Consider the following 23,506-nt stretch of genomic DNA (forward strand, 5'->3'; position numbering starts at 1 on the left):
CACGGAACCGGCCGCGGAGCGAATCCGATGACACTGACGAGCGGGCAGGTGGCCAAGCAAGCCGGGGTTGGGGTCGAGACGCTCCGGTTCTACGAGCGCGAAGGACTACTGCCCGAACCGACGCGACGCACGTCCGGTTACCGCCAGTACCCGGCCGACGCCGTGACGCGGGTACAATTTATTCGCCGCGCACAGCTCCTCGGCTTCCAGCTCAAAGACATCAAGGAACTGCTCGCGCTACGCGACGATCCCGGCGCTGATCGCCAGGAGGTGCGCGCGAAGGCGGTGGCCAAGTTAGCCGACATCGACCAGCGCATTCGCGACCTGGAGGCGATGCGCACCGACCTGACTCAACTCGTTGCGACCTGCCACGGTTCCGGGCCGGTGGTCGGTTGCCCGATCCTCACCGCAATCGCTCGCACCGAGTGACACCGATTGCGCGTTCCCAAAGTTTCTCCCACTCACCGCTTGACTCCGTACTTAGGTACGGACCGTAAACTTCAAGCAGTGAGACACGAAACGTTCGGAGTGAACGCGCCATGACAACCCACAACCATAACAGCGGGAACCGCCCTGCCCTCTCGTTACCACTCGCGCAGGAACCGACGATCGACCCCGTGTGCGGAATGACCGTCTATCCCCCCACAGCGGCCGGTTCTACCACCCACGCGGGAACGACGTACCACTTTTGCAGCCGGCACTGTTTAGCGAAATTCGAGGCCGACCCCGCCCGGTTCACGTCTTCCACGTCCGTACCTGAAGCTCACTCGTGCTGTGGCGGAGCGAAGGCCGAGCATCAGCACTCGCCCGCGACGACGGACCCGACGGGGGCCGCAAAGTACACCTGCCCGATGCACCCGGAAGTGGTGAACGATGGCCCCGGTACCTGCCCCAAGTGCGGGATGGCCCTGGAACCGATGGTTCCACAAGCAGGCGAAGAAGACGACTCGGAACTGCGCGACATGCGCCGGCGGTTCGTGGTCGCGGGCGTGCTCACGCTTCCGGTGTTCGTCCTCGCGATGCTCCCGATGATCCCGGGCGTACACCTGCCACACGCCCTGATGCAAGCCGCGAACGGGATCGGGCTCGTGTTGGCTACGCCGGTCGTCTTTTGGGCCGGCTGGCCGTTCTTCGTTCGAGCGATCCAGGCGCTCCGAAACCGTACCGCGAACATGTTCACACTCATTGCGTTGGGCACGGGCGCGGCGTGGGCGTACAGCACCGTTGCGACGCTCGCCGCGGACACGTTCCCGGCCGAATTCGTCGATGCCCACGGCACGATCCCGACGTATTTTGAAGCAGCCGCGGTCATTGTCACGCTCGTGCTGCTCGGTCAGGTGCTCGAGCTCCGTGCCCGACGCAGTACGGGAGCCGCGGTTCGCGCGCTGCTTGCGCTCGCCCCCGCGACCGCGCGACGAGTCGGTCCGGGTGGCGCGGAGGAGGACATTCCTCTCAACCACGTTCACGTCGGTGACAAGTTGCGCGTGCGCCCCGGCGAGAAGGTACCCGTCGATGGCACGGTGGCCGAAGGTTCGGGCGTGGTGGACGAGTCGATGCTGACCGGCGAACCGATTCCGGTGCCGAAACAATCGGGCGACGCGGTGACCGGTGGCACCGTGAACGCCACCGGTTCGTTCGTGATGACCGCGACGAACGTGGGGAGCGCGACCGTGCTGGCCCGCATCGTCCGGCTCGTGGGCGAGGCCCAGCGCAGCCGCGTACCGATTCAGAAGCTCGTTGACCGCGTGGCCGCGTGGTTCGTTCCCGCGGTCGCTGCGGTCGCGGTTCTCACGTTCGGCGCGTGGATGATTTTCGGCCCGACACCGGCACTCACTTACGCGCTCGTCAACGCGGTCGCGGTTCTGATTGTCGCGTGCCCGTGTGCCCTCGGGTTAGCCGCCCCCATGTCGGTCACCGTGGCCGTCGGCCGCGGCGCATCGGCCGGCGTCCTCATCCGCTCGGCCGACGTACTGGAGCGCATGGAAAAGTTGGACACCGTCATCGTGGACAAGACGGGCACGCTGACCGAAGGCAAGCCGCGACTGGTCACACTGTTGCCCACGCGCGAGTTCACCGAGGTCGAATTACTCCGCCTCGCGGCCGGACTCGAGCGCGGGAGCGAGCACCCGCTCGCGGCTGCAATTCTGAAGGGCGCACAAGACCGCGTGGTGACGCCGGCCGCAGTCGAGGGATTCGAGTCGGTCGCTGGGAAGGGTGTGCGGGGGCGCGCCGCGGACCGGCGCGTCGCGCTCGGGAATCAGGCGATGATGGAGGCCGAGGGAGCCCGTGACTTGGGCGCCTTCGCCACTCGCGCCGAGGAGCTTCGCCGGGACGGGCAGACCGTCGTGTTCGTCGCGGTGGACGGCAAGGCGGCCGGCTTGGTCGGCGTGGCGGACCCCATCAAGACGACGACGCCCGACGCGGTGAAACAACTGCACGCGGCCGGGGTCCGCGTGGTCATGCTGACGGGCGACAACCGCGCGACGGCCGAGGCGGTCGCGAAGAAGCTCGGCATTGATGAGGTGCTCGCCGACGTTCTCCCGGAACAGAAAGTCGAAGCCGTCCGCCGGTTGCGGGCCGAGGGGCGCGTGGTGGCGATGGCCGGCGACGGGGTGAACGACGCTCCGGCTCTCGCGGCCGCCGATGTGGGAATCGCGATGGGCACGGGTACCGATGTGGCGATGGAATCGGCCGGGGTGACGCTGGTGAAGGGCGACCTGCGGGGCGTCGTGAAGGCCCGTACCCTGAGCCGGGCGACGATGCAGAACATCCGACAAAACTTGATCTTCGCGTTCGCCTACAACTTGCTGGGCGTGCCCGTCGCGGCCGGCGTGTTGTACCCCGCGTTCGGGTTGCTCCTGAGCCCGATGATCGCGGCCGCCGCCATGAGTTTGAGTTCCGTGTCCGTGATCGCCAACGCACTCAGATTGCGTGCCATCAAGTTGTAACCGGCACGAATTGAGTCCCCGGCGCCGGTCAAACGGTTTGAGCGACTGGGAGCGGACTGGCCGTCTTCAGAATGTGCAACTGCTGAAGAGCGGCCCCGTCCGCGGTGCCGGGGAAGAGCGTTCGGTTGAACAGGTGGTTGGCCAAGAAACTGCCCGCTTCGCAACTCAGTCCTCCAACGTTTCGCGATTGGGCCACCCCGCGCCACCCGATCACCTGAGCGATGGGGACGTCGAGGGTCAATACTTCGTGGGTGTTGATGTTGGCCGTGGTGATGACTCCGGGCAGCGCGATATCGTCTTCCGGGAGCGCGTCCGGGAGGTAGATCCCGTCGCCGGCGCGGATGAACACGGCGTAGATGTACCGGGGCCAGCCGCCCCCGGTGACCGCGGTCGGGTGCGCGGAGCCGCCCCGGGTCGCGTAGTTCGCCGCCACGTCCACTTGGGTCGTGGTGGTCACGGTATTCTTCGTCCCGCCGCCGTCCATGATCGTGGGTTTCGAGCTGGTCGTACTGGATATGTAACGGTGCAGCCCCCCGGCTTGAAGGATCATCGAGGGGGGCCGGTTATCCCCGTGAAACGCGATGAGATCGCGGGCCGTGGTTACCAGATTGTTGAACCGCTTCCAGCTCCCGAGTTTGTTCTTGTTCATGACGCCGAGCGTCCGCAGAATGCGCTTCATTGTTTCGTCCCATATGTGTCGGTTTCGCGCCACCGTCAGAGTCATTACGGCGACTCGCGTGGCGCTCTTTCAGCGGATACACGCGCCTGCGGGCCGAACCGCTCCGCGCCCGACACGAACGACTGAAGCCCCGACCCCGTTTGGCCGATATTGCACCAATGCGCACAAACGACACTCCCCCCACGTTCGCGCCCGGCCCGACCCCGAACTCGGTGCGGGCACCCGATGGCACGGTTAGCACGATCCCCGAAGGTTGGGTACTCGTGCCGCCCGGCGATGCGGGGCTCACGCGCCGCATCCGGGCCGCGGGCGAGAGCTGGTCCGTCGCGGAGAAGCGCGGGCGCAAGGTGTTCTCGCGCGGCGTGTGGGCACCGGCCGCGACCGTGGATGCGGTGAAGGTCGAACTCGAAGCCGAGCGCTCCACGGAATCTTACGCGCGCCGCAAGAAGGCCGACGCGGGGCGCCGCGAAAAGGCTCAGACCGAGTACGTCGAGGAATTCTGGATCGCGGTTCGCACATTCTTACGCTTCTCGGCGCCGCACGCCGAACTTGCGGACCGCCTCGCCCGTGCGGTGGCCGACCACGCCACGCCCGTCGGCAGCGGAACGGTCGCGCGCACCAAGCGCATCCCGGTCGAACAGCGCGCCGAAGCCGCCGTCATCGCGTGGATGCGGCACCAGACTACCGCCTACGACTCCATGAGCATCGCGCGCGTGAAAGGCAAGCGCCGGGAAGTCCGGCGCATGCTCGCGCGCCGGTCGCAGGAACTGCTCGACCGCTACCGAAAGGGGGAAGCCATCCCGGAGAACTGCCCGCTTCGGAAAGCGCTGGGTGCGTTCCCTCAATCCGGGGCCGCGTGATCGAGGCCGAGCAACCGCCTTTCCCCGCGCCGGCAAAACGCCGACTACGTAAGCTTCGTGGTCGTATCGGAGTATAACGGCGTGCAGAGTGTCGCCCGAATCACTGCACGTCGAGGACGCGATGGAATACCGTCAGTTGGGTCGGTCGGGGTTCAAGGTTCCGGTACTCAGCCTGGGTACCGGGACGTTCGGCGGGGGGAACGAGTTCTTCAAGGCGTGGGGCGACACGGACGCGAAAGGCGCATCGCACCTCATCGACGTGTGCCTCGACGCCGGACTGACGATGTTCGACTCGGCCGACATCTACTCGAACGGTCTGGCCGAAGAAGTGCTCGGGGCCGCCATCAAAGGCCGGCGCGATAAAGTGCTCATTTCCACGAAGGCCACGTTCCGATTCGGCGACGGACCGAACAACGTCGGCTCGTCCCGGTTCCACCTCGTCCGCTCGTGCGAGGCGCAACTGAAGCGCCTCGGTACCGATTACATCGACCTCTACCAGATGCACGGTTTCGACGCGACCACCCCGGTCGAAGAAACGCTCGCGGCGCTCGACGATCTGGTGCGAGCCGGGAAGATCCGCTACATCGGGTGCTCGAACTTCTCCGGCTGGCACCTCATGAAGTCGCTAGCCACCTCCGACTGTTACGGCTGGTCGCGGTACGTCGCGCACCAAGCGTATTACTCGCTGGTGGGTCGCGACTACGAGTGGGAGTTGATGCCGCTCGGGATCGATCAGGGCGTGGGCGCGGTGGTGTGGAGTCCTCTCGGGTGGGGCCGGCTCACGGGCAAGATGCGCCGCGGACAGGCGCTCCCGAAGACGAGCCGCTTGAACAGCCAGATCAGCAACGAGAAGGGTCCGCCGGTCGCCGACGAGTACGTGTACAAGGTCGTAGACGCACTCGACGCGGTAGCAAAAGAGACTGGCAAAACGGTGCCGCAAATCGCGCTCAACTGGCTGTTACAGCGCCCCACGGTAGCGACCGTCATCATCGGCGCGCGCGACGAACAACAACTACGTGACAACTTGGGCGCGGTGGGTTGGAACCTCACACCGGCCCAAGTCGCGAAGCTCGACGCGGCCAGCGCGGTGACACTCGCCTACCCCTACTGGCACCAGCGCGGGTTCGTCGAGCGTAACCCGTCGCCGGTCGGATAAGGGCGAACGAAAGCCGAATGCCGCCGCGGATAAACGCAGATTACGCGGATCAAGACAGAGAGGTCAGAAGACAGAGAGCAGAGTTCAAAAGGCAGAGAACAGAGCCGCGGATCGCGCAGATCAGACAGGGGAATGATTTTTAGCCCCGATAGGGGCGACAGCGTGTAGCCAGGGGTGAAGCGCTAGCGCAACCCCTGGCGAGCTCCCGGAAACCCTGACTGGTGAACCTTCGTGTCTTCCGGCGGACATCATCTCCAACAATGCGGACGGGCGCCCACGGCCCCAGGCTCATTCCAGCATGAGGGCCGCGAGCGCGAGCGTACCAAGGCCGTAGAAGGTGTACTCCACGTCGGTGTATTCGTCCCACAACCCACCGCGGAACCCGCCGATGGGCCGCTCGCACTCCTCGGCGTAGCGCTGAACGGCTTCCCAATCGAGTTTGTTCGCGAAGCCGAGTTGGTCCAGCGTCCACCCGCCCGTAAATGTCGAGAGCAAGTCCGCCGCGGGGATGCGGTCGTTCGCTCGCAGCCCGCCTTCAAAGGGCGATGGCAATGCCGCGAGGAAGTTCGCGGTGCCGGCGCGGGCGGTGTCGTCGAGTTCGCCGAGAATTTGAAGTAGTCCCACACCTGCGGCGGTCGGGTTCGTCCCGCTCCGCTTCATCGCGGAAATTTCCACGTATCCGCCGTCGTCGCGCCGGCGCGATTTCACGAACGCGGCCAACCGATCGGCTTCGGGATTGGAGCGGCCGAGGAGTTGCAAACAGAGCGTAACGAGGAAACTGGTGTAGGTGCTGCCGTACAGTGCTCCGGGCGTCTTGCCGTACCCGCCGTCCGGCGAGCGGAACGTTTCGAGTGTGGACGCCACGCGCTCGGGCCAGTCGGTCGGCGCGTCTGCCAGTACATCGGGACCACCGCCCAACGGAACCAGGTAGCAACTCACGACGAGCGAAAAGAAGTCCACCACGCCCGCGCTGCCGGTCATCTTCGTGCGGAGGAAGTTCGCGGCCTTATTGCACACGTCTGAGTTCAGCGCTTGAAGCACCGCGAGCGAGCGCAGCGCGAACCCGGTGTAGTAGAGGTCGGACCCGCCCTCGCGCCCGGAGAACCCGCCGTCCGGGTTCTGGGCTTCGAGCAGGTACGTGGTGTTCCGTTCGCGCTGGTCCGCGGGCAACCGCTCGATGCCTTCGAGCAGCCGGGTCGTGAGGCGCATCAGATACGGCTCGGCTTCGGTCACAGTGGCCTCTCCAGGATCTCGCGCACGGCGGTCGGGATCTCCAGGGACTCAATTTGGTCCGAGTTGGTGCCCCGACAATACACCGAGGTCATGCGCCCGACCGCGACCGGTTCGCCGCGCTGGTTCGTGAAATCGAACCGGTAGCTCACGGACTTCTTCCCGAGCTTCTCCAAACTCACCGCGATCGTCAGCACGTCCGAAAACTTCGCCGGCTTTTGGTAGTCACAGGTCACCGAGACGCGCGGGAAGCCCCACTTCACGCCGTCCTCGATCCAACTGACGGACAAGCCGCGCGCGCGAAGGAAGTCCGTCTCCGCCACTTCCATGAAGCGGAAAAAGTTCGAGAAGTGCATAATGCCGGCCATGTCGGTGTCCCCGAACTCGACGCGGCGCGTGATGCGAAATGGGGTCATACGGTGACCGGTACCTGATTAGAGATGAACTGATCGAGCAACGCGACGGTTTCGCGCGCCATCACATCCGCGGTGAAGCGCTCGCGCACGGCGGCTTCGCCCGCGCGCCCGGCGCGAGTGCGGAGTTCGTCGTCGGTTAGTATTTGTCGCAGTCCATCAGCGAGTGCGTCGATGGAATCCGGCGCAACGAGCAGCCCGCCGCCGCTGGAGTCGATCAGTTCCGGGAACGTGCCGTGTGCGGGCAGCACGACGGGCACGCCGTTCGCCCACGCTTCGAGGACGTACAGCCCCTTCGGTTCGCGGTACACGGTGGGCACGCAGAGCACATCAATAGCTCGCATGAAGCGCACTTTATCTTCGTGCGTCGGGCTTTCCACGTGCTCGAAATCATCGATTAGCCCCGCGCTCGTGAGCCGCTTCACCTGCGCGTCGAAATACGCCCGGTTGTTCTCTCCCATCCACCCACTGGCTTTGAGCTTCGCGGCCGGCGCGCCCGGAGTTTGCCTCAACGTGATGAACGCCTCGACCGCGCGGTGGAAGCCCTTCTCCGGGCAGATCCGGGCGAAGTACCCCACCGTGAGCGGGCGCGTGCCGCGCGCGTCCGCGGCTCCGCCGTGGCCCGCGAGGTTGATACCGGGCCGGACGACGCGAATGCTCTCGCGCGGTATGCCGATGTATTCGGCCATGTGATCGGCGTAGTAGGCGCTCGTGCTGATGTACCCGTCCACGGAGCGCCCGTTCTCGCGAATCAGCGCGAAGCACCGCTGCCGTTCGCGCTCGGAAAGCTCGTCCAGGAAGATGTCGTCGCCCTGGAGCGTGACGAACACGGGCACCCCGAGCGCCTTCTTCACGGCGGGGATCACGCCGGAGAGGAGCGCGTTGGTGAACAGCACCACGTCCGGCTTCTCGTCCCGGAGGTACTCCACCAGCTTCTCGACTTCCTTGGACTGTTTCCCGTGCGTGCCCTGCAACATCGAGATCGTGAGTTCGCCCTGTTCGCTGTACTTCGCGCGCACGGCGAACCGCGATACCCACTTCAGCAGCCAGCGGAAGTTGAACAGCCGGTCGAGGAACCGCGGGGTGTGGCGGAACAGCCAGAACTTCTGTTCGAGGTAGATGTTCACGCCACCGAAGAACACCTTTTGCTGCGACGCATCAGGCTCGTCCACCTTGATGGGCATGTACGCGGGGATGAGCAGCGCGTCGTGCCCGAGGCGCCGGAGTGCGGTGACGAGCGTGTTGTCGCGCATGCAACTGCCGCAGTACATGCCCGCAGCACCGGCGGTAATAAACGCGATTCGCATAGCCCGCCCGGGGTGAACGATACTGCACGTTTTCTTACGGCGGATACCGGATCGCGGCGAACGGCTTTCAGGCGGCGGGGTGACGGGCACCACGGATTGAAGACAGAAGGCGGAATGGCCACGAAAAGGCACAAAAGAAGACCGAGCAGAAGAGCCACGGATAAACACCGAGAACACGGATCAGACACGAGAGAAGTAAAGACGCATTGGCAACAAGGGCACAAGAGACACAAAAGATCAGAGGACAGGGACGTATGTTTGTTTTGTAGCCCCGGATGGGGCGACCGATGGTAGCCAGGGGTGAAGCGAGCTACGCGAGCGCAACCCCTGGCTGACTTTCACACGATGGGTTTACCCTTCGCCCCACCAAGCAGCGCGGCACGGAGTCGAAAAACCCGCGCCGCAGAGAACTCACAGTCCTTCCACTTCAAAACCCTTGCGGTATTCCTTCTTAACAAAGGCGTTCGCTTTGTCGTTGTTTGTGAACTTCAGCGCCTTCGTGTCCCACTTCAGGTCGGTTTGGGGGAACCGGGTCGAGAGGCACCCGAGGAGCACCATTTCCGTGAGCGGGCCGGAGTAGCTGAACGGGGCCGACGTCTTCTCGTTCCCGCGAACGGCTTCGACGAACTGGAGGTAGTGGTCGTCGCCCTTCACCTCGGGCATCTTGAAGTCCTTGTAGCCATCGGCCGGGAGCAGCACGGGCGCCGCAATGTACGGCGAGTACATCACGCCCTTCTCGCCGATGTAGATCGAGCCCTGATCGTTCAGCTTGCGGCCCACCAACTTCTGCACGTCGGCCGGCGGCAGTACCTTGCCGTTGTACCACGTCAGCGCGACGGTATCGGTCGTGAACTTCGTTCCGGGGAACACGTACTTCACCTGAACGTCGAGCGTCCAGTTGTAGTCGTTCGGGCCGGCCAGTTCGGAGCGGACCGAGAGAGGGTTCCCGACGCCGAGCGCGCCGAACACCGGGTCGAGGATGTGGCACCCCATGTCGCCGAACGTGCCGGTGCCGAAGTCGAGCCGCTTCCGCCAGTTGCCGGGGTGGTAATATTCGCCGCCAATGAAGGGCCGCTCACTCGCGACCCCGAGCCACAGATCCCAGTCGAACCCCGCGGGTATCGGGTCGTTCCGGTCCGGCTTCGGGGCCGTGTCGCCCCACGACTTGCCGCTCCAGGAGTGAACCTCTTTCACCTTCCCGATGGCCCCGTCCTGCACCAGTTTGACGACGAGCTTGTGAACCGGGTGCGAGTGGATCTGAATCCCCATCTGCGTGATGAGTTTCTTCTCCGCGGCCACTTCGGTGATCCGGCGCGCCTCGTGGATCGTTTGGGTCAGGGGCTTCTGCCCGTACACGTGCAGCCCGCGGTTCATCGCGCGCATCGTGATCGGCGCGTGCATGTGGTCGGGCGTGGAAACGTTCACCGAGTCGAGCGTCTTCTCCTTGTCGAGGAGCTGGCGGTAGTCCTTGTAAATGACGCACGCGGGGAACTTCTTCTTGATGTTCGCCACCCGGTTCTCATCGACCTCCGCGACCGCGACGAGCTTCAGGTGTTTGCCTTTGGTGAGATCGCTGATGTCGGCCGCGGCCATGCCGCTGGCGCCGAAGCTCGCGTGCAGAACGGTTTCGCTCGGCGCCGCGTGCGCGTGCAACCGCCACACGAACGGCGCGGCGAACGTGCCCGCGGCGACCTTGAGGGCGCTTCGGCGCGTGATCTTCTTCATGGGTGATGAGTTCCTTACGGGGCGGGAGTGAACGAGGCGAGAACCAGAGGGTACGGCAGAGCGCGGCGGACCGCAACACCTTGCTCGGGGCGAGTTCCGTTTGCTGCGTTAAGTTGGCGCGTCGGGACCGTGCGATTCGGGCCGCGGGCGACGCGGGCGCGGGTGGGAACGTACTCAGCCCAGGCGGAACAACCGCCGCGCGTTCTCCTCGAAGACCTGCTCGTGGTGCTCGGGCGCCACGGCTTCTCGGACGAACTCGCGGTACGCGGCCATCGGCGCGAGTGGCCAGTCGGTACCGTACAAGAACCGGTTCGGGCGCTCGGAATACTTCATCGCGCGCCGAATCCCGTGCGCGAGTTCGGACGCGGCTTCGCGCCCCTCTTCCGAAGCGAAGCTCCCGTCATCGCCGACCAGGAGGCCAGAGAGGTCGGCCCAGACGTTGACGTTCTTGTAAATCACCTCGGCCGCATCGGTCATCCACGGGTTGCCGAGGTGACACATCACGAACCGGCACTCCGGGTGATCGACCGCGACCTCGTCGACGCCGAGCGGGTGCGCGTACTTCAGTTTCGCTTGTGGCGAGTAGGTGTCGCCCGTGTGGAACATCACGGGAACCCGGTACTTGGCCGCGAGTTCGTAGTACCGCTGGTAGTTCGGGTGAGCCGGCTCAAAGTGGAGGTATCCGAGGTAGCCTTTCAGTGCGACCACAACCCCGCTTGCAAGAATCAGTTCCACCTTCCGGAAGTGCTCGGAATCGGTCCGCGTCGGGTCCGCGATCCCGATGGGACGCAGGCCCGGAACGAACGGGGCGATCTCCAGCGTGCGGTTAATACCGAGTGGGTCGTCGTCCCCGGCGCTCCACGCCCCCATCGCGAAGGCATGCGACACGCCCGCGGTCTGCATCTCGCGCCGCAACTCGGACGCGACGCGCTCCGGCGATTCGCGGAGCAGTTGCGAGAGCGAGCCGACCCCCGGCAAGTTCGGCGGAACGGCGTGGATGTGGACGTCGATCATCGCCCGACTCGTGCGGGGAAGGAGCGCGGTTCGTGTACTGCATTTAGTGTAGATACGCGAACAGTAGAAACGCGAACACCCGCGGTGCGCCGCGGGTGTTCGTCTCGATCGTGTCGCCGAAGGTTACGGCATTTTGTTCGGGGCCAGTTCGGGAATTCCCGGAATCCCGGGGCCAGCGCCCGGGGCGGGGATCGCAGGGGGCACACCGATTTGCGGTTGCGCCGCGACCTGCTGGCGGAATTTCGTCATGTCGTGGCGACGGATGACGATCCCGTTGCCGTTCGCGCCCGGCCCCATCGTGTACACGCCGAACTGCCCGGTGCTGGTTTCCGACAAGTACAGCGCCGACTGCCCCTGCGTGACGTACCCCGTGGTCATCATGAAGTGAACGTCCTGCTGGGCCTTCAGCCCGAACTCGGCGGTGAGATCGACTTCGGCCCAGCCGACGATCTTGCCCTGTGTGCGGTCGATGACGGTGCCGAGCAGTTTGCCGGCTTTGTAGTCGAGGAGCCAAACGCCGTCGGTCTGCACGCGCGGGTTCACCGATACGGCGCCCGTCGCCATGATGTAGTCCTGGAAGCGGTCGTTGGACGCCGCGACCGCCGGCCGAGGTTGGCCGAAGTAGAACATGGTCGCGGCCATTCCGACGGCCAGTCCGACTGCAACGAGACCCAGAGAGCCCATTCCGCGCATTGCTATTCTCCGCCGGTTCGCGGGGCCAATTTGGTGGGCCTCATAGCACGCCCGCCGGCGGTGTCTAGCCGAGTTACCCAACCTCGGATGTCTCTATCATTTCCGGGCGGAGCAATGGTAGGGCGGTTAGGATGCCCCTTCCTCTGGAGAAGCATTACGGCCCCACGACTTGCCGCCTTACATTCGATCCCACTGATCCCCGGCACCACCCCAACGGGCCGCCCCCTCTCCTATCCGGTCCGCGCCGACGGTGGCGCTGTCGCGATCCCTCCTCGCCCCGACCTCGGCTTACGTCGACGACCGTTCCAGAATCTCCCGCGCTGCGACCTCCCGCCGACGCGATACTGATTGACACTTGTGCTCACTCTGCCGGGCGCGCAGAATGCGTTGAGGCATCCGCGGTTGACCGCAGAAGCAGATCGTGGGTCTCGGCTACGGGCGCGCCCGTTGTTGCGAGAATACGGGACGGGGATCATTCTTCAGTCGGACACGCGGCCCCGTGACAAATCTGAAACTCAAATTGTTCTTATTGATTAGATTTATCAGGCACCCGATGAGTAACCCGCGACTCAAAACCGTCGGCCCCGCACTAGGTACCCGGTGGCGCGTGGTGCTGGCCGTTGCTACGGTCCTGCTCGGCGCTGTTGCCTATTGGCAATGGGGTGGCACCGCGGACCGGCGTGAGGAGGCGCTCCGCCTCGCCAAAGAGGGCCGGTTGGTTGAGGCCGAACCGCTCCTCTTGGCGGCCGCCGAGCGGGACGGGAACGACGCGGAAGTCGTCGCGGCCCTGGCGCTCGCGAAACTGGGCGGCACCGACGCCGGGTCCGCCGAACAGTACCTGTCGAGGTGGTGCGCGCTGCGCCCCACGGAAGCGCGGTCGTTCCAACTGCGCATGGACCTGCGGCACCGCGTTGCTCGTGGCATGGTGCTCCAAGCCGACCGGCACCGGGTGCTGGAAACGGCCCTTACGGACGGACAGCAGGTGCTGGAACTCGACCCCGCCAACGATCCGGTTCGGCGCGAGGTCGCGTGGCTCGCCCTCCAAGTGGGGCGGTTCTTCGATGCGGAGGTCGAATGCCGGCGCTGCCTGTCGGCCGCCCCTCGTGATGGCTGGTTGAACTACCTCCTCGCCAAGATCTGTCACGCCCAGGGGAAGCGCGCCGACGCCGAGGCCGCTGTGGACCCGGTCGTGCGGGCGCGGCCCGACTTCGCCGAGGCACTGCTGCTCCGCGCGGTACTGTACCACGAGAGCGAGCAACCCGACCGGGCCGTCCCGCTGCTGCAACAGGCGCTCGCCCTGAACGGGTGCCCGCGCCGCGAGTGCCTGTACCGACTCGGACTCGCGCTGGCCGCAACCGGGCGGCCCGACGAGGCGCGGAAAGTGTTGGCCGAAGTGGACCTGCTGAACCTCACCGGTGCGGTCGCGAACGACCACTTTCCGAACAACCCGGCGATGCGCGTTCAGATCGCCGAGGCCATGCTCGGCGTCGGCCGACTAACAGACGGGAACGCGGAACTCGATGCGGTTCTCGCCGCCGACCCCAACTTCGCCCCGGCCCACCGCGCTAAGGCCACCTACTACGACCGCGTGGGCCAACCCGCACAGGCCGCCGAACACCGCCGGCGAACCGCTCAGGACGCCCCATGACCGTTCCCCGCCGGATGTGGCTCCTGGGTGTACTCGGGGCGATCGCCGCGGCGGTCGGCGCGGCGACCTTTTTTGCCAGCCGGAAGCCGAACGCGGACCCATCCCCCACCGAAATCGACGCCGGCCCCGAGCCCGGAGGCCCGTGGTTCGTGGACGTGACGCGGGACGCCGGGATCGACTTCGTTCACTTCGACCCGACGACTGATTCGCACTTCATCCAGGAGACGATGGGGAGCGGTGTCGGCTGGATCGATTACGACGCCGACGGGTGGCCGGACCTGTTCTGTATTCAGGACGCCCCGGTCCGCAGCTCCGGCCCGCCGCCCACTACCAACCGCCTGTACCGCAACAACCGCGACGGCACGTTTACCGATGTCACTGAGAAAGCCAGACTCGCGCGCACCGGGTTCGGCCAAGGCTGCGCCGTCGGGGATTTCGACAACGACGGCTTTGATGATCTGGTCGTCACCTACATGGGCGGGCTGGCTCTGTATCGCAATAACGGGAACGGGACATTCACAGACATCACCGCGGCCGCACGACTCACCAACCCGCACTGGGGCACGAGTTGCGCGTGGGGGGACATCGACGGCGATGGGTTCCTCGACCTCTACGTCTGTAACTACGTCGAAGTCGATATTGACCGCTATCCGCGGTGCGCGCGGGACGGAAAGTTGTTCGTGTGCCCGCCGACGAGTTTCCCACACGTCCGCCACCGCCTGTTCCGCAACAACGGTAACGGCACCTTCACGGACGTAACCGTTCCGTCCGGGATCGCGGACGCACCTCCGGCCCCCGGTCTCGGGGTCGTCGCCACGGACCTGGACGGCGACGGGCGCCTCGACCTCTTTGTCGCCAACGACCTCAAAGCCCAGTACCTGTTCCACAACCAGGGGGGCGGGCGGTTCGTTGAGAAGGGGCTGCTCTCCGGGGTGGGGTTGGGGCCGGCCGGCCAACCCGTGTCCGGCATGGGAGTCGAAGCGTTCGACGCGGACGGCACCGGGCGCCCGTCTCTGTTCGTCACCAATTTCTACAACCAACCGAACGTCCTGTTCCGCAACCGGGGAAAAATGCGGTTCTTGGAGGCTGCGACTGAAACCGGGTTGGCCGGGCGCCGGGACCGGCTCGGGTTCGGCGCGGTGGTACTCGACGCGAATCTCGACGGCCGGCCCGACTTGGCCGTGGCCAACGGTCACCTCCACCGGGACGCCGCCGAGGTGTACCGCGCGCCGTATGCTCAGCGGGCACAACTCTTCGTCGGCACCGGCCCCGGATCGTTCCGCGACGCATCGGATCGAATCGGGGCGTACTTCCGGGAGCCGCGGGTCGGGCGCGGCCTCGCGTGGGCGGATTTCGATAACGACGGCAAACCGGATCTGGTGTTCAGTCACGTCGGCGGCCCTCCGGCGGTGCTCCACAACCGCACCGAGACGACTAACAACTGGCTCGGCCTAGAACTGGTCGGTGACGGCAAACGCAGCAACCGGAACGCGATCGGCGCGCGGATCGAAGTACGGACCGCGAGCGGAGTGCAGGTGCGGTTCGTGAACGGAGGCGGGAGCTACCTGTCGGCCAGCGAACGGCGCCAACTGATCGGATTGGGTGGGGACCGGGTGGCGCGGGTGACGGTGCGCTGGCCGTCCGGTCGCGAGCAGGTCTACGAAGAGGTTCCCGGTCGCCGTTGGTGGCGGCTCACTGAAGGGGCGGCCGATCCGACCGCACTTCCCATTGCCGGCCGGTGAATCGGCCCCAGGTCGGCCGATCACCGGCGGTCTCCCTGATATCTTCAGGGGCTCGATGTAACGATCGGCCATCTTTGGGTTTCGTGACCCGTGCGACTTCAAGTGGTGCGGCGCGGGTTCGGCGGGCTTTCAGCGCGACTCCGAAAGCGATAAACGACCTCACGGCGGTTTGCCCGTACCGGCGAATTCCGAGTGCGTTTGCCCAGCGAATCGGCATAATTGATCTTCGGGCTATCACTCGCCCGCTGCCGGGGTGCTCGCGATGCGATTTGCTGTCGTCACCGTAACTGCGCTCTTCGCCTTGGTCTCCTTCACACGTATCGAACCGCCCGCCCGCGCCGCTGACCCCGACCCAGCCGCACTCGAATTCTTCGAGAAGAAAATCCGGCCCGTACTCGTCGAGCACTGCGCCGCGTGTCACTCCGTTGCCGCGGAGAAGAACAAGAAGCTCAAGGGCGGGCTGTTCGTTGATTCACGTGAGGGGATGCTTAAGGGCGGCGACAGTGGCCCCGCGGTCGTGCCCGGCAAACCGGCCGATAGTCTCCTCCTCAAAACGATGAAGTACGACGGGGACGTGCAGATGCCCCCCAAGGGCAAGCTCCCGGCTGCGGCCCTCAAGGACTTTGAAAAGTGGATCGCGATGGGCGCCCCGACCCCGCGCGACAACGCCCCGATCGGCTCGAAGAAGCAGATCGGGCTGTCCATTGAAGAGGGCCGGAAATTCTGGGCGTACAAGCTCCCCGTCCGACCTCTGGTGCCGAATGTCCAGAACCCGAAGTGGGAGGCCCGGAACGAGATCGACGCATTCGTTCTCGCCGCGCTCGATGCGAAGGGGCTGAAACCCGCCCCGGAAGCGGACCGAGCAACACTCGCCCGACGCCTCTACTACGACCTCACCGGGTTGCCGCCGCCCCCCGAAGAAGCCGATGCGTTTGTGAATGACAAGGCCCCGGGCGCTTACGAAAAGCTCGTGGACAAGTTACTCGCGTCGCCGGAGTTCGGCGTCCGGTGGGGGCGCCACTGGCTCGACATCGCCCGGTTCGCCGAGTCGGTCACGCTGCGCGGGTTCGTCTACCCGCACGCCTGGCGCTACCGCGACTACGTCATCGACTCGTTCAACGCGGACGTGCCCTTCGACCGCTTCATCAAGGAACAACTCGCTGGCGACCTGCTTCCCGCGGCCACTCTGGACGATCGAAAACGCCAACTCGTCGCGACGACGTTCCTTCAACTCGGGAATACCAATCTCGAAGAGCAGGACAAGAAGGCCCTCCGAATGGACGTCGTGGACGAGCAACTCGACGTCATCACGAAGGGCTTCCTGGCGCAGACCGTGACGTGCGCCCGGTGCCACGACCACAAGTTCGATCCGATCCCGACGAAGGACTACTACGCGCTGGCGGGCATCCTCCGCAACGTCAAGGCGATGGAACACGCGAACGTGTCGAAGTGGGTCGAGGTGCCGCTACCGGCCGACCCCGCGACCGAATCGGCGCTCAAGAAACACGAAGCCGCGCTCGCTTCACTTCAGGCGCAGATCGCGGCCGCGAAGAAGGCCGCGGGCACCACAGCGGCGGGCGCGCTCGCGGTGAAGGACGTTCCGGGAATCGTGGTGGACGACACCCGGGCGAAGAAGGTCGGCGCATGGGCATCGTCCACGTTCAACAAGACGTTTATCGGTGCCGGCTACATTCACGACAGCGACGGAGGAAAAGGACAAAAGACGCTGACGTTTCAGCCGGACGCGGTCCCGCCGGGCAAATTCGAGGTGCGACTCGCGTACTCGCCGGGCACGAACCGGGCCGCGAAGGTCGTCGTTCACGTCTTCAGCGCCGATGGCGAGGCCGAGGTGAGCGTCGATATGACGAAGCCCCCCGCGATCGACGGCCGGTTCGTCTCGCTGGGCGAGTACCGGTTCGAGAAGGGCGGGCAGGCATATGTCATGATTTCCAATGAGGGTACGAAGGGGCACGTCACGGCGGACGCGGTCGTATTCCTATCGCTCGACAGGAAGGAACAGGGCGACGAACCCGCCCGGGCGGAACCCGACACCGTGAAAGCACTCGAAGTCGAACTGAAAAAGCTCCAGGCGACCGGGCCGAAGCGCGAGATGGCGATGTCGGTCGCCGAGGAGAAGGTGATCGAGGACACGAACGTTCACGTGCGCGGGAGCGTTCACAATTTGGGTGACGTCGCCCCGCGCGGCGTCCTGACGGTGGCGCGATACGGCGCGCCTCTCACGATTCCCAAAAATCAAAGCGGGCGGGCGGAACTGGCGGAGTGGATCGCCTCACGCGACAACCCGCTGACTGCCCGCGTCGCGGCGAACCGCGTGTGGTACTGGCTGCTCGGCGCCGGCCTGGTTCGCACCGTGGACAACTTCGGCACCACCGGCGAGACTCCGAGCAACCCGGAGCTGCTCGACTACCTGGCGAGTGTATTTCAGGCGCCGGCCGACCCCGCGACCGGGGGGATGGGCTGGAGCGTGAAGAAGCTCGTCCGGTACATCGTTCTCAGCCGCACGTACCGCCAGTCCGTAACCGTGACCGCGGACCCGGAGAACCGGTTGTTCGGCCGGGCGAACCGCAGGCGCCTCGAAGCCGAAGAGATACGCGACACGGTTCTCGCAGTGAACGGTCAACTCGATCTCACCCGCGGCGGGCCGACGTTCCCGGATTCGCTCGCGGCGGACTACGGGTACAAGGCGAACTCGGCGCGCCGGAGCGTGTACCTCCCGCAGTTCCGCAACGCGCTGCCGGAAATGCTCGAAGTGTTCGATGCGGCCGACCCGAGCGTAACGACGGGTAAGCGGAACACCGGGACGGTGGCCCCGCAAGCGCTGTTCATGATGAACCACCCGTTTGTGTTGGAGCACTCGAAGCGGGCCGCGGCGCGGCTCCTCGGGGAAAAGCACGCCGACGATACGGCCCGGATCACCCGGGCGTACCGTCTGACCCTCGGTCGCGAGCCGACATTGGGCGAGCGCGCGGTGGCCGAACGCTTCCTGAAGGGCAAGCCCGACGCGGACGGCTGGACGGCGGTGTTCCACGCGCTGTTCGCGTCGGCCGAGTTCCGTTACGTGAATTGATTTCCTGGCCCGGCCCCGCACGACCGGCCACTGGCACGAACTCGCCCGGGTCACGGGGTTCCCATCGAGTCTCCGCACGAGAACCGCCATGCTGCCGATTCTCTCCCGTCGCGACTACCTCTCACGCACCGGTTGCGGGTTCGGCGCGCTCGCGCTCGCCGGCCTCGCTTCGCAAGAGGCGCGCGCGGCCCCCGTCGCGAACCCGCTGGCCGCGAAGCCGGGGCACCACGCGGCAAAGGCCAAGCGGGTCATTTTCTTGTTCATGCAGGGGGGCGTGTCGCACGTCGATTCCTACGACCACAAGCCGATCCTCGACAAAGAAGACGGTAAGCAAATGAAGTTCGACGACGCCCGCGTGGTCGCCAACACGGGAATGCGCGGGAGCGCACAACGGGTGATGAAACCGCTGTGGAAATTCGCCCAGCGCGGCCAATCGGGAAAATGGGCATCGGACCTGTTTCCCGAGGTCAACGGAGTGATCGACGATCTGTGCTTCGTCCACTCGATGCACACGGAGGGCGTGGCGCACGGCCCGGCGACGCTGTTCCTGCACTGCGGGTCGACGAGCTTGGCGCGCCCGAGCTTCGGGAGCTGGGTGCTGTACGGGCTCGGCAGTGAGAGCGCGAACCTGCCGGGGTTCGTCAGCATCGCCCCCTCGAGCGGTAACGGCGGGGCGCGGAACTACGGCAACGCCTTCCTCCCGGCGATCTACCAGGGCACGCCCGTCGGGCGCGCGGGGGCACCGGCGAGCGAGGCGACCATCCGCAACCTCGCGCCCGGTCTTCCCGCCGGTGCCGCCCAAGAGCACTTCGACCTGCTCCGCGAGCTGAACGCCGAACAACTCAAAACGAAACCCGGTGACGCGGAACTGGAAGCGGTGGCGGCGTCATACGAACTCGCGTGGCGGATGCAGAAGAACGCGCCGGACGTGATGGACATCGCAAAGGAAACGAAGGAGACGCAGAAGCTCTACGGCATCGGCACGAAGGAGACCGACACCTTCGGCAAGCAGTGCCTGATGGCGCGCCGGTTGAGCGAGGCGGGCGTGCGGTTCGTGCAGGTCACTTACGGCGACAACACCGCGAACCCGGCGTGGGACCAGCACTCGAACCTGCCCAAACACGGCGACCACGCGCGGGCGGTCGATAAACCGATCGCGGGGCTGCTCGCGGACCTGAAGCGCCGGGGGCTGCTCGGAGACACGATCGTGTGGTGGGGCGGGGAGTTCGGCCGGACGCCCTACGCGGAGAAGAACGGGACGGGCCGCGACCACAACCCGGGCGGGTTCACGGTGTGGCTCGCGGGCGGCGGGTTCAAGCCGGGGTTCTCGTTCGGCGCGACCGACGAGTTCGGCTCCGCAGCGGCGACCGACAAGGTCCACCTGCACGACCTGCACGCAACGCTCCTGCACCAACTCGGGCTTAACCACGAGAAACTGGCGTTCAAGTTCGCGGGCCGCGACTTCCGGCTCACCGACGTTCACGGGCGCGTCGTGAAGGACGTGATCGCCTGAGCCGGATCGCGCTACTCCGGCGTTGTCGTGTTTGCAGGCGGTTGCTGTGGCTCGGATTTCGCGCGTTCAAAGGGCGCCGGAGGCTTGTTCTCGCCCTCCGCGTGCGAATCGCTCGGCGGCTCTTTGCGCTCGGTCGCGGGCTTTGAGTTCCAGCCGATCGATTGAATAGTGGAGAAGAACACGGGCGTCAGGAAGATCCCGAAAAGCGTCACCCCGAGCATGCCGCTAAACACCGCGATCCCCAACGAGCGCCGCATCTCGGCCCCGGCGCCCTCTGCGATCACGAGCGGCACCACGCCCAGGATGAACGCGAAGCTCGTCATCAGAATGGGCCGCAACCGTTGGCGGCTCGCTTCGACCGCTGCTTCCTGGCGCGACATCCCGTCTTCCTGGCGCTGTTTGGCGAACTCGACGATGAGGATCGCGTTCTTACACGCCAGCCCCACCAGTACGATTAGCCCGATCTGTGTGAAGATCGAGATGTCCTGATGCCCCACGTTCACCCCGATGACGGCGAACAGCAAACACATCGGCACCACAAGAATAACGGCGAGCGGGAGTTTCCAGCTCTCGTACTGCGCGGCCAGTACCAAAAACACAAACACCACGGCCAGCACGAATGCGTACACCGCGGTGTTGCCAGCCTGGTTCTGGAGATAAGTCAGCTCGGTCCAGTCCGTCGCCATCGATTGCGGGAGCGCACGCGCGGCGACGCCCTCCATGAGTGGGACCGCCTGCCCGGTGCTCGTGCCCGGGCTGACGTTCCCCGTAATCGCGGCGGCGGCGTACATGTTGTACCGCTGCACCATTACAGGTCCGCTCGTGTCGCGCACGGTCATTACCGTGCGGAGTTGCACCATGTTCCCCTGGGAGTTACGCAACTGGAGCTGCCCGATTCCGCGCACTCGGTCACGGAACATCGGATCGGCCTGCACGTTCACCTGCCAGTTCCGGCCGAACTCGTTGAAGTTGTTCACGTAGTACGACCCCAGGTTGTACTGGAGCGTGTTGAACACGTCGTCGATCGACAGCCCGAGAGCGGCGCACTTGGTGCGGTCGATGTCGAGGTAGACCCAGGGGGTGTCGAACCGCGAGCTGTTGAACAGCCCCTGAAGGCCCGGAGTCGCGTTCCCGTCGGCGACAATCTGGTCACTCGCCCTCTGGAGATCCGCGAGGCCCAGGTTCCCGCGGTCCTCGATGATGATCTTGAACCCGCCGGTCGTTCCCAGCCCCTCGATCGGTGGGGCGCCGAACGCTGATACGTTCGCGCCGCGGACCTCTTTGCGGCACTGCGCCTCGATCGATGCCGCGATCTCGTCCGCCGTCTGGTTGTCTCCGGTTCGCTGGTCGAACGGTCTGAGCATGACGTACAGCGATCCGAGGTTCGGGGCGTTCGCGTTCAGAATGAGCGACTGACCGGAAATGCCGACCGTGTGGTCCACGCCCGGTGTGTTCTTGGCGATCGTCTCGATGCGCGCCATCACCCGCCGGGTGCGTTCGACCGAAGCCGAGTCCGGGAGCTGCACATTGAGGAGCAGGTAGCCCTTGTCCTGTTGGGGCACGAACCCCGTTGGAGTATGGGTGAACTCGCGGTAAGTCAGGAAGAGTAGGCTGCCGTAGACCGCGAGCACAATGAAGCTTAGGCGCACCAGCCACTTGACCCCGCCCGCGTACCACTCGGTGGTCAGGCCGAATCCCTTGTTAAACAGCTTGAAAAACCACCCGAGTACGAAGTCGAGCGCCCGCGTCGGCACGTCCTTCGGCGCGTCTTTAGGTTTCAACAACAGGGCCGCGAGTGCCGGGCTGAGGGTGAGCGAGTTGAACGCCGAAATCAGCGTGCTGACCGCGATCGTCACCGCGAACTGGCGGAAGAACTGCCCCGTCACTCCGGTAATGAACGCGGCGGGGACGAACACGGCCGTGAGCACCAGCGCGATCGCGATGACCGGGCCGGTCACTTCGTCCATCGCCTTGCGCGCGGCCTCGCGCGGCTCCAGCCCCTTCTCGAGCCAGCGCTCGACGTTCTCGACTACCACGATCGCATCATCCACCACGATGCCGATCGCCAGCACCAAACCGAACAGCGTGAGGTTGTTGAGCGAGAACTTGAACGCGGCCATGACTGCGAACGTGCCGATCACGGCGACCGGAACCGCTACGAGCGGAATGAGCGCCGCGCGCCACGACTGGAGGAACACGAGCACCACGATCGCCACGAGAATGATCGCGTCGCGGAGCGTTTTGAACACCTCGTTGACCGACTGGCGGACGAACGGCGTCGTGTCATAAACGATGCGGTAATCCATCCCCTCCGGGAACCGCCTCTTCAAGTCCTCCATCTTCTTGTACACGCCGCTGGCCGTATCGAGCGCGTTCGCTCCAGGCAGGCCGTAGATGGTGAGCGCCACCGTCGGCTGGCCGTCGAGCGTCGCGGACTGGTCGTACTGCTGTGCGCCGAGTTCGACCCCGCCGACGGTCTGCTTCCGCCCGGTTTCGTCGATGATTTCGCGCCGCGGAGTCACAACATCGCGCAGCCGAACGACTGCGGCCGACTGCCCGGTGGGGCTAGCCGCGGTACCCGCCTGGTCGGTTGAAGTGGATTGAGACGAACTGCCAGAAGTGCCGGAACTACTGGTGCCGCTCGCGGTCGCTCCGCTCGTCATCTGCGACGTCTGGGCACCGGCCGGTCCGCCCTGGCCCACCTTGATGATGATGTCCGCGAACTCGTCCGGCTCAATGAGCCGCCCGCGGGTGTTGATCGTGAGCTGGAACTGTTGACCCTTCGGAACGGGCTGCTGACCGATTTGCCCCGCTGCGACCTGCACGTTTTGCGTGCCGATCGCGTTCACCACGTCGGCCGCGGTCAGGTTGAGTGCAGCCAGTTTCTCTGGGTCCAACCACGCCCGCATACTGTAGTCGCGCTGACCCAGGTACCCCACCCCGGCCACCCCGGGGAGCCGACCGAGTTCATCGCGGATCTCGATCGTGGCGTAGTTGCTCAGCTCGAGATCGCGGTACCGATCGTTGGTGGAAACGAGGTTCACGATCATGAGCGTGGACGGCGACTGCTTCTTGACCGTGATCCCCTCGCGCTGAACGAGCGTGGGAATGACCGGCTGCGCGAGGCTCACGCGGTTCTGCACGAGCACCTGGGCCATGTCCGCGTTGGTGCCCAACTTGAACGTGACGGTGAGCGTATACGTCCCGTCGTTGGTGCATTGCGAGGACATGTACATCATGCCCTCGACCCCGCTCACCTGTTCTTCGATCGGGGCGGCGACGGTGTCGCGCACGGTCAGAGCGTTTGCTCCGGGGTACGACGCGGTGACGACCACTGTCGGCGGCGTGACTTCGGGGTACTGTGCGACGGGCAAATTGAATACGGCCACGGCCCCCGCGAGCGTGATGACGATCGACAGTACCGCCGCGAAGATGGGCCGGTCGATGAAGAAGTGGGAAATCACGCCCGAAGTCCTCCGTTAGCTGAGCC

The 23,506-nt window shown here is 65.3% G+C and carries 16 protein-coding genes; 8 read left to right on the forward strand and 8 right to left on the reverse strand.

Annotation, left to right across the window (positions count from 1 at the left end; translation table 11 throughout):
* Positions 1 to 27 precede the first annotated feature (27 nt).
* Positions 28 to 429, forward strand: coding sequence for a heavy metal-responsive transcriptional regulator (locus J8F10_RS35500; protein ID WP_210662730.1), 402 nt, complete (start codon positions 28 to 30; stop codon positions 427 to 429).
* A gap of 110 nt (positions 430 to 539) precedes the next feature.
* Positions 540 to 2,948, forward strand: a complete 2,409-nt coding sequence (locus J8F10_RS35505; protein ID WP_210662733.1) for a heavy metal translocating P-type ATPase — start codon at positions 540 to 542, stop codon at positions 2,946 to 2,948.
* 28 nt (positions 2,949 to 2,976) lie between these two features.
* On the opposite strand, the gene J8F10_RS35510 is transcribed toward J8F10_RS35505, so the two are convergent.
* On the reverse strand, positions 2,977 to 3,627 hold the full coding sequence (locus tag J8F10_RS35510) for a hypothetical protein (protein WP_210662735.1): 651 nt from the start codon (positions 3,625 to 3,627) through the stop codon (positions 2,977 to 2,979).
* A gap of 158 nt (positions 3,628 to 3,785) precedes the next feature.
* On the opposite strand from J8F10_RS35510, the gene J8F10_RS35515 reads away from it, so the two are divergent.
* Positions 3,786 to 4,487, forward strand: a complete 702-nt coding sequence (locus J8F10_RS35515; RefSeq protein ID WP_210662737.1) for a DUF2293 domain-containing protein — start codon at positions 3,786 to 3,788, stop codon at positions 4,485 to 4,487.
* Between the two features lie 121 nt (positions 4,488 to 4,608).
* Positions 4,609 to 5,643 (forward strand): aldo/keto reductase, encoded by a 1,035-nt coding sequence (locus tag J8F10_RS35520; RefSeq protein WP_210663733.1) that lies wholly within the window; start codon positions 4,609 to 4,611, stop codon positions 5,641 to 5,643.
* A 288-nt stretch (positions 5,644 to 5,931) separates the two neighbouring features.
* Here the strand turns inward: J8F10_RS35520 and J8F10_RS35525 are convergent, their stop codons facing one another.
* The 6 genes from J8F10_RS35525 to J8F10_RS35550 all read right to left on the reverse strand — a co-directional run bounded on the left by J8F10_RS35525 (position 5,932) and on the right by J8F10_RS35550 (position 12,025).
* Positions 5,932 to 6,876 (reverse strand): prenyltransferase/squalene oxidase repeat-containing protein, encoded by a 945-nt coding sequence (locus J8F10_RS35525; RefSeq protein ID WP_315854252.1) that lies wholly within the window; start codon positions 6,874 to 6,876, stop codon positions 5,932 to 5,934.
* Complete coding sequence (locus J8F10_RS35530) at positions 6,873 to 7,289, reverse strand: acyl-CoA thioesterase (protein ID WP_210662739.1); 417 nt, start codon at positions 7,287 to 7,289, stop codon at positions 6,873 to 6,875. The genes J8F10_RS35525 and J8F10_RS35530 overlap by 4 nt, the downstream gene beginning before the upstream one ends.
* On the reverse strand, positions 7,286 to 8,593 hold the full coding sequence (locus J8F10_RS35535) for a glycosyltransferase family 4 protein (protein ID WP_210662741.1): 1,308 nt from the start codon (positions 8,591 to 8,593) through the stop codon (positions 7,286 to 7,288). Before J8F10_RS35535 ends, J8F10_RS35530 begins: the two co-directional genes overlap by 4 nt.
* A gap of 411 nt (positions 8,594 to 9,004) precedes the next feature.
* Positions 9,005 to 10,318, reverse strand: coding sequence for a Gfo/Idh/MocA family protein (locus J8F10_RS35540; protein WP_210662743.1), 1,314 nt, complete (start codon positions 10,316 to 10,318; stop codon positions 9,005 to 9,007).
* Positions 10,319 to 10,492: 174 nt separating this feature from the next.
* Positions 10,493 to 11,332 carry an amidohydrolase family protein gene (locus J8F10_RS35545; protein ID WP_210662745.1) on the reverse strand — a complete coding sequence of 280 codons (840 nt, stop codon included), beginning with the start codon at positions 11,330 to 11,332 and terminating at the stop codon, positions 10,493 to 10,495.
* A gap of 123 nt (positions 11,333 to 11,455) precedes the next feature.
* Entirely contained in the window at positions 11,456 to 12,025 is a 570-nt protein-coding gene (locus J8F10_RS35550; RefSeq protein WP_210662747.1) for a hypothetical protein, read from the reverse strand.
* Positions 12,026 to 12,578: 553 nt separating this feature from the next.
* On the opposite strand from J8F10_RS35550, the gene J8F10_RS35555 reads away from it, so the two are divergent.
* From J8F10_RS35555 to J8F10_RS35570, 4 genes are all read left to right on the forward strand, one after another.
* Entirely contained in the window at positions 12,579 to 13,673 is a 1,095-nt protein-coding gene (locus J8F10_RS35555) for a tetratricopeptide repeat protein (protein WP_210662749.1), read from the forward strand.
* The gene (locus J8F10_RS35560) at positions 13,670 to 15,415 is read left to right on the forward strand and encodes a CRTAC1 family protein (RefSeq protein WP_210662751.1); all 1,746 of its coding nucleotides are present in this window, start codon (positions 13,670 to 13,672) and stop codon (positions 15,413 to 15,415) included. Before J8F10_RS35555 ends, J8F10_RS35560 begins: the two co-directional genes overlap by 4 nt.
* A gap of 262 nt (positions 15,416 to 15,677) precedes the next feature.
* Positions 15,678 to 18,503 (forward strand): DUF1553 domain-containing protein, encoded by a 2,826-nt coding sequence (locus J8F10_RS35565; protein WP_210662753.1) that lies wholly within the window; start codon positions 15,678 to 15,680, stop codon positions 18,501 to 18,503.
* Positions 18,504 to 18,591: 88 nt separating this feature from the next.
* Positions 18,592 to 20,016 (forward strand): DUF1501 domain-containing protein, encoded by a 1,425-nt coding sequence (locus J8F10_RS35570; RefSeq protein ID WP_210662755.1) that lies wholly within the window; start codon positions 18,592 to 18,594, stop codon positions 20,014 to 20,016.
* Between the two features lie 11 nt (positions 20,017 to 20,027).
* Here J8F10_RS35570 and J8F10_RS35575 read toward each other — a convergent pair whose 3' ends face one another.
* The gene (locus tag J8F10_RS35575; protein WP_315854253.1) at positions 20,028 to 23,480 is read right to left on the reverse strand and encodes an efflux RND transporter permease subunit; all 3,453 of its coding nucleotides are present in this window, start codon (positions 23,478 to 23,480) and stop codon (positions 20,028 to 20,030) included.
* Positions 23,481 to 23,506 lie beyond the last annotated feature (26 nt).

Source organism: Gemmata palustris (genome assembly GCF_017939745.1).
Taxonomy (GTDB): domain Bacteria; phylum Planctomycetota; class Planctomycetia; order Gemmatales; family Gemmataceae; genus Gemmata; species Gemmata palustris.

Coding starts and splice junctions, on each gene's coding strand:
- J8F10_RS35500 (WP_210662730.1), top strand. CDS start 28: ATGACACTGACGAGCGGGCAGGTGGCCAAGCAAGCCGGGGTTGGGGTC.
- J8F10_RS35560 (WP_210662751.1), top strand. CDS start 13,670: ATGACCGTTCCCCGCCGGATGTGGCTCCTGGGTGTACTCGGGGCGATC.
- J8F10_RS35535 (WP_210662741.1), bottom strand. CDS start 8,593: ATGCGAATCGCGTTTATTACCGCCGGTGCTGCGGGCATGTACTGCGGC.
- J8F10_RS35555 (WP_210662749.1), top strand. CDS start 12,579: ATGAGTAACCCGCGACTCAAAACCGTCGGCCCCGCACTAGGTACCCGG.
- J8F10_RS35505 (WP_210662733.1), top strand. CDS start 540: ATGACAACCCACAACCATAACAGCGGGAACCGCCCTGCCCTCTCGTTA.
- J8F10_RS35550 (WP_210662747.1), bottom strand. CDS start 12,025: ATGCGCGGAATGGGCTCTCTGGGTCTCGTTGCAGTCGGACTGGCCGTC.
- J8F10_RS35565 (WP_210662753.1), top strand. CDS start 15,678: ATGCGATTTGCTGTCGTCACCGTAACTGCGCTCTTCGCCTTGGTCTCC.
- J8F10_RS35510 (WP_210662735.1), bottom strand. CDS start 3,627: ATGAAGCGCATTCTGCGGACGCTCGGCGTCATGAACAAGAACAAACTC.
- J8F10_RS35545 (WP_210662745.1), bottom strand. CDS start 11,332: ATGATCGACGTCCACATCCACGCCGTTCCGCCGAACTTGCCGGGGGTC.
- J8F10_RS35570 (WP_210662755.1), top strand. CDS start 18,592: ATGCTGCCGATTCTCTCCCGTCGCGACTACCTCTCACGCACCGGTTGC.
- J8F10_RS35540 (WP_210662743.1), bottom strand. CDS start 10,318: ATGAAGAAGATCACGCGCCGAAGCGCCCTCAAGGTCGCCGCGGGCACG.
- J8F10_RS35520 (WP_210663733.1), top strand. CDS start 4,609: ATGGAATACCGTCAGTTGGGTCGGTCGGGGTTCAAGGTTCCGGTACTC.
- J8F10_RS35530 (WP_210662739.1), bottom strand. CDS start 7,289: ATGACCCCATTTCGCATCACGCGCCGCGTCGAGTTCGGGGACACCGAC.
- J8F10_RS35515 (WP_210662737.1), top strand. CDS start 3,786: ATGCGCACAAACGACACTCCCCCCACGTTCGCGCCCGGCCCGACCCCG.